5 protein-coding genes are annotated in these 6518 nt (G+C 57.6%); all 5 read left to right on the forward strand.

Features of this window, described 5'->3' with window-relative positions; all coding sequences use genetic code 11:
- Positions 1–41: 41 nt before the first annotated feature.
- The 5 genes from wecB (at position 42) to ACEW8J_RS06015 (ending at position 6512) form a co-directional block, all read left to right on the forward strand.
- A complete protein-coding gene (gene wecB / locus ACEW8J_RS05995) occupies positions 42–1187 on the forward strand; it encodes a non-hydrolyzing UDP-N-acetylglucosamine 2-epimerase (RefSeq protein WP_373490737.1) in 1146 nt (381 codons plus the stop codon).
- 105 nt (positions 1188–1292) lie between these two features.
- A complete protein-coding gene (gene wecC / locus ACEW8J_RS06000) occupies positions 1293–2591 on the forward strand; it encodes a UDP-N-acetyl-D-mannosamine dehydrogenase (protein ID WP_373490738.1) in 1299 nt (432 codons plus the stop codon).
- A 307-nt stretch (positions 2592–2898) separates the two neighbouring features.
- Positions 2899–3777 carry a CoA ester lyase gene (locus tag ACEW8J_RS06005; RefSeq protein WP_373490739.1) on the forward strand — a complete coding sequence of 293 codons (879 nt, stop codon included), beginning with the start codon at positions 2899–2901 and terminating at the stop codon, positions 3775–3777.
- 98 nt (positions 3778–3875) lie between these two features.
- Positions 3876–5330 (forward strand): coniferyl aldehyde dehydrogenase, encoded by a 1455-nt coding sequence (locus ACEW8J_RS06010; protein ID WP_373490740.1) that lies wholly within the window; start codon positions 3876–3878, stop codon positions 5328–5330.
- A gap of 12 nt (positions 5331–5342) precedes the next feature.
- Entirely contained in the window at positions 5343–6512 is a 1170-nt protein-coding gene (locus tag ACEW8J_RS06015) for a CaiB/BaiF CoA transferase family protein (protein WP_373490741.1), read from the forward strand.
- The last annotated feature ends 6 nt before the right edge of the window (positions 6513–6518 follow it).

Consider the following 6518-nt stretch of genomic DNA (forward strand, 5'->3'; position numbering starts at 1 on the left):
TAGTTATGAAAATTTTAGCCAAAAGTGATTAAGCAACCGGAATGACCCAGCAGATCGTATCAAAGCCGAAAATCCTGACCATCTTCGGAACCAGACCGGAAGCGATCAAGCTTTTTCCGGTTGTCCAGGCCCTGTCCGCACGCAACAACCTGACCACATTGACCTGCGTCACGGCGCAGCACCGGGAAATGCTCGATCAGGTCTTGCAGATTGCCGATCTCCAGCCCGATTTCGATCTCGACCTGATGAAGGCCAATCAAAGCCTTGATGACCTGACCGCCAGACTGCTGACCGGAATCGGCAAAATCCTTGATGACACCACACCCCAACGGGTGGTGGTACAGGGCGACACCGCCACCGCGATGTGCGGTGCTCTGGCAGCTTATTATCGCCAGATCCCCGTCAGCCATGTCGAAGCCGGCCTGCGCAGCTACAATATCTACCACCCGTGGCCGGAAGAGGTGAATCGCAAGATTATCGGCACCATTGCCGATCAGCATTTTGCGCCGACAGAGACATCGGCCGAAGCGCTCAAAAAGGAAAATATTCCGGCAGGGCAAATATATGTCACTGGCAATACGGTGATCGATGCGCTGTTGATCACCGCAAATAAAGCTAATGATATCATCAGTTTTGATAAATCTCTGGCTACGCTCTACAAGAAGTTCAACGGCCGGAAAATCATTGGCGTCACGAGCCACAGGCGCGAGAATCTCGGCGACGGCCTGACCAATATTGCCGGCGCCCTTCGCGCAATCGCCAGGCGGGATGATGTCGCCCTGATTTTCCCCGTTCACCTCAACCCGAAAGTGCGGGGGATCATGCAGGATGCTCTGGGTGACCTCGACAATGTCGCGATGATCGAACCGCTGGATTATCCCAATTTTGTCAGCTTGCTCAAGCATTGCCACTTCATGATGACCGATAGCGGCGGCGTCCAGGAAGAGGCACCGGCGCTGGGCAAGCCGGTGCTGGTAATGCGCGATACGACGGAGCGACCCGAGGGTGTTGCAGCGGGAACCGCGAAACTGGTCGGGACAGACAAGGACCTGATATTGACAGAAGCGACCAAATTACTGGACGATGAAGGCCATTATCTGGCCATGGCGCGCGCCCATAATCCCTTTGGCGATGGCAAGGCCAGCGAGAGAATAGCCGATATCATCGAAAACAGCCTCGCCACCTGAATATTTCCCGCCAGAGCAGCCTGTTACCTAAATATTTACCCTGACAGACTAGTTTCTCCGCAGATGAATCGCACCCATTCGGTGCCCTGCGGAGTGATTTCACACATGTTATCGGAAGAAAAGCCAACCGTCTGTGTCATGGGACTGGGCTATATCGGCCTGCCGACGGCAGCCGTTATCGCGCGCTCGGGCTGCATGGTCCTTGGCGTGGACATTCATCAGCAGGTCGTCGACACCATCAATTCGGGCAATATCCATATCGAGGAAGTGGATCTGGACGGACTGGTGCAAGGCGTTGTCTCGCGCGGGACGCTCCGCGCTTCGCTGATGGTCGAACCGTCGGATGTTTTCGTCATCGCGGTTCCGACCCCGTTCGGCGACAATCATATTCCCGACACCAGCTATGTCATGGAAGCCGCAACCAATATCGCGGCCGCCCTTAAAGCAGGCGACACGATCATCCTCGAATCCACCTGCCCGGTCGGCACGACGGAGAAAATGCGGGATCTGATCGCAAATCTGCGCCCCGATCTCAAAATCCCGGGACTGGCGAATGACATTCCCGACATTGCCATTGCCTATTGCCCGGAACGGGTCCTGCCCGGCAGAATCCTCGAGGAACTGATCCAGAATGACCGCAGCATCGGCGGCATCACGCCGCGTTGCGCACGCAAGGCGCTCGGCTTCTACCGTCGCTTCGTCCGCGGCGAACTGGTGACAACCACGGCCCGTGCCGCGGAAATGACGAAACTCGTCGAGAATAGCTACCGCGACGTCAACATCGCCTTCGCCAACGAGCTTTCGATCATCGCCGATCATATGGAGCTCGACGTGTGGGAGGTGATCCGCCTCGCCAACCGCCATCCGCGCGTCAACATCCTGCAACCCGGTCCCGGCGTCGGCGGCCACTGTATCGCGGTCGATCCCTGGTTCATCATCCACAGCGCCCCCGAGCAATCGCCGCTGATCCGCATCGCCCGCGAAGTGAATGACGGCAAGACCGGCCATGTGCTGGAACAGGCATCGCAGCTGATCGACGAGCTGCCGGGAGTCTCGATCGCCTGCTTCGGTCTGGCGTTCAAGGCCAATATCGACGATTTCCGCGAAAGCCCTGCCCTCAAGATCGCCGCCAAGCTGGCCCGGCGCTACGGCGGGCGGGTGAAGATTGTCGAGCCTTATGCCAGCGAGCTGCCCGCAGCGTTCGAGGGCACCGGCGCCGAACTGATCGATATCGATCAGGCGCTGGAAAGCTGCCCGATCATGATCACCCTCACCGATCACGACATGTTCAAATCCATCCCGCTCGACGAGCGCGTGGGCAAAGTTGTCTATGACACGCGCGGGATCTGGCCGGACCAGCCGGACAACAGGGCTGCGGTGGGGGAGATTCGGCTAGCGGGTTGATCCTGGATATCAGAATGGGCCAACAACCCTCCCACGAACAACCGAAATTCGCCGATCTGCTTCTCGCTCTAAAAACTAGGCATTCTCATCGAGCAATCATTCGATGAACGTAATTCTCATTGCGGTATCGCAACAGATTGTAACAAACTGAATTCTAGAAAACTCGTCACGCCCGCTCTCGCTCCTACTTGTCTGAAGATAAGTAAAAGGCAGGAATTTTTATCTAGATCAATGATCGTTGACAAACCGTATGAATATGCAAATTAACTAGCTTTGCGCCTGCCGGTCCAGATGATACGGTTGCGCCATGACCCAAAAAAATTTCCGCCCCCGCCGATCCTGTCTCTACATGCCCGCGTCCAACACACGCGCGCTGGAAAAGGCCAAAACCTTGCAAGCCGACACGATCATCTTCGATCTGGAGGATGCCGTGGCGCCGGACGCCAAGGAAGCCGCGCGCGACCATGCCTGCGCCGCTCTGCAATCGGGTGATTATGGCGAGCGCGAGCTGGTGGTGCGGATCAATGCCATGGACACGCCCTGGTTTGCGCAGGATCTCAAGCGGGCCTGCCTCGCTGGCGCAGACGCGGTGCTGGTTCCGAAAATATTGGGTCCGCACGATATCGTACAGATCACCTATCTGATGGAAGACCAGGATGCCAGCCTCGATATCCATCTCTGGGCGATGATCGAAATGCCGCAGGCGATCCTCAATCTCCCGGAAATTGCCGCGCTGGGCCGGCAACAGCGACTGACCACTTTTGTGATGGGCTTCAATGACCTGGCAAAGGAAATGCGGGCCGACCATGATCGCGCGATTTTTGGACCGGTGATGTCCCAGGCGGTAATCGCGGCACGTGCTTATGGCCTGGATATCCTTGACAGCGTCTATAATGATTTCAACGATCCCGCTGGCCTGGAGGCAGAATGCGCGGAAGCGAAAAAGCGCGGTTTTGATGGCAAGACGCTGATTCATCCGGCCCAGATTGAAACCGCCAACCGCGTCTTCGCACCCAGCGCCGACGAAATTGCCGAAGCCGAAGCGATCATCGCCGCCTTCGCCGATCCGATCAATGCCGGCAAGGGCGTGATCGTGGTCGACGGCAAAATGACCGAGCTGCTGCACCTCAAGCAGGCCAAACAGCTGGTAGCGACCGCGCAGGCGATCGAGACTTTGGCGCGCTAGCCGGTTCACCCTCGACAAACCGCCGAAAACCGGTTTAAGTGGTCAATTGAAATTGATATGGGTCGGGCGTTTGCTGCCCATCCCTGGGGAGAGCGTACATGGAAGCACTGGAAGCCGCTGCTGGCGAAGTCAGCAAAGACGAAATCATGAAGCTTTTTCGGGCGCAACGCGACGCCTTTCATGCCGAACTGCCGGTCAGCTTTGACACGCGGATGGACCGGATCAACCGCACCGCGCAGATGATCATCGATCATCAGGACGCGCTATGCGAGGCGGTATCCAGCGACTTCGGCCATCGCAGCAGCGTCCAGACGGTGATGACCGACCTGATGTCGGTGGTTGGCCATGCCAAGGATCACAAGAAGCATCTCAAGAAATGGATGCGCCCGGAAAAGCGCAAGATGGACTTCCCGCTGGGCCTGCTCGGCGCCAGCGGCCAGGTCGAATATCAACCCAAGGGGGTCGTCGGTGTCATCGCACCGTGGAATTTTCCGATCAACCTCGCCTTCGACCCGGCGATTGGTGCCTTTGGGGCCGGCAACCGGGTGATGATCAAATTTTCCGAATTCTGTCCCGAAACCGGCGAACTGGTCAAGAAACTGGTCGCCGAATATTTTGCGCCGGAAGAAATGACGGTGATCACCGGCGGGCCGGAGACCGGCAAATCCTTCTCCGAAATTCCCTGGGATCATCTGATCTTCACCGGTGGCGGCGGGATAGCCAAACATGTCATGGCGGCAGCGGCGCAAAATCTGACTCCGGTCACGCTCGAACTCGGCGGCAAATCGCCGACCATCGTCGGGCCGGATGCCGATGTCCAGAAAGCCACCCAGCGCATCGCCATGGGCAAGATGATGAACGCCGGCCAGATCTGTCTCGCACCCGATTATCTGCTGGTGCCCCATGACAAGGAAGACGCCGTCGTTTCCGGGATCGCGGCCAGCGTTGCCGAGCAATATCCGACCCTGATCGGCAATGACGACTATACCTCGGTGATCAACGGACGCCACAAGGAGCGGCTGCAGGGCCTGATCGACGATGCACTCGCAAAAGGCGCGCGGCAGACCGTCGTCAACCCCGCCGACGAGGATTTTTCCAATACCAACAGCAACAAGATGCCGTTGACTTTGCTGCAAGACGTGCATGACGACATGCGGGTGATGCAGGAGGAAATCTTCGGGCCGATCCTGCCGGTCAAGACGTACCGCAATCTCGATGAAGTGATCGACTATGTGAACGATCATGACCGGCCGCTCGGGCTCTATTATTTCGGCGACACCGAAAGTGACAAGCGCAAGATATTGGACAAGACCATATCCGGCGGGGTCACGGTCAACGACGTGATTTTCCATATCGCCCAGCATGACCTGCCCTTTGGCGGCGTCGGCCCCTCCGGCATGGGCGCCTATACCGGCCCCGATGGCTTCAAGGAATTCAGCCACGCCAAGGCGGTCTATCGCCAGCCGAAGATCAATATTGCCAAAATTGCTGGTTTCCTCCCGCCTTATGGAAAGGTTACGGAAAAGACCATGAAGCAGCAGATGAAACTCTAACGTCAGGCAATTATGGCAGAATTTCCATTAGCGGGACTCAAGGTCCTCGATTTCTCGCGTGTTGTCGCCGGACCTTATGCCACGCGCATGCTGTCCGACCTCGGCGCAGAAGTGCTCAAGGTCGAGCCGCCGGAGGGGGACGTGACGCGCAAGCTCGGCAATCCGGGCGAAGGCGTGAGCGGCTATTATCTCCAGCAGAATATCGGCAAACGCAATATCTGCGTCGATATGAAAGCCCCCGGTGCGCGCGAACTGATCCTGAAACTGGCGGCTGAGGCTGATATTGTGACCGAGAATTTCCGCCCCGGCGTGATGGACAAATTCGGCATCGGCTGGGACGATCTCGTCAAGGTCAATCCTCGGCTGATCATGCTGTCGATTTCAGGCTATGGCCAGACCGGACCGGATCGCAAAAAGGCGGCCTATGCGCCGGTGCTGCATGCGCAATCCGGGCTGATCGCGCGGCAGGCAGAGATTGGCGAGGCAAAGCCGGTCGACATCCAGCTGGCGGTGGCAGACAGTTACAGCTCGCTGCACGGAGTCATCGCGATATTGTCGGCGCTACGCGTCCGCGACCAGAGCGGTGAAGGCCAGCATATCGATTTGCCGATGATCAGCGTACTCCACTCTGTCGATGACTATGCCTATTGGGCGCTTGATGATGACTGGCCGAAACCGGAAGAGAACAGCATCTGGAATGCTCCGGAAGGGCGACGCATTCTGATCACCGGCGATATGAAATGGATGTGGGTGATGTTATCCACCCGGGACGGCTTGGCCGATCCGACTCCCGCAGGGTGCAGCGTCGAAACCAAGGTCCGCATGCGCCGCGAGGCGATGGCACAGCATATGCTGGACCATGCGAGCTTTGCCGCACTGACTGATACTCTCGACCGGCTCAATCTGGCATGGGGAGAAGTGAACCCGTTCAGCCCGGAGATTTATGAGCAACCCAGCATCAAGGCCCTCGGCGTGGTGGTGGATGTGACCGACGACGCCGGCCAGCCAAGACGCACCATCCAGTCGCCCTATCGGTTCTCAAAATCAAAAAGCGGTATCGACAGCAGCAGCAAAACCGCAAAACGCGGCGAACATAATGTCGCCGCGCTTCAGGATTGGTTGGGTTTGGACGAAAGCGAAATCAGCGCACTCGCCCAAAGCAAGGCGCTGATTTCAAGCTAGCCTAGG

Origin of the sequence: Parasphingorhabdus sp. (assembly GCF_041748495.1) — a bacterium.
GTDB lineage: Bacteria > Pseudomonadota > Alphaproteobacteria > Sphingomonadales > Sphingomonadaceae > Parasphingorhabdus.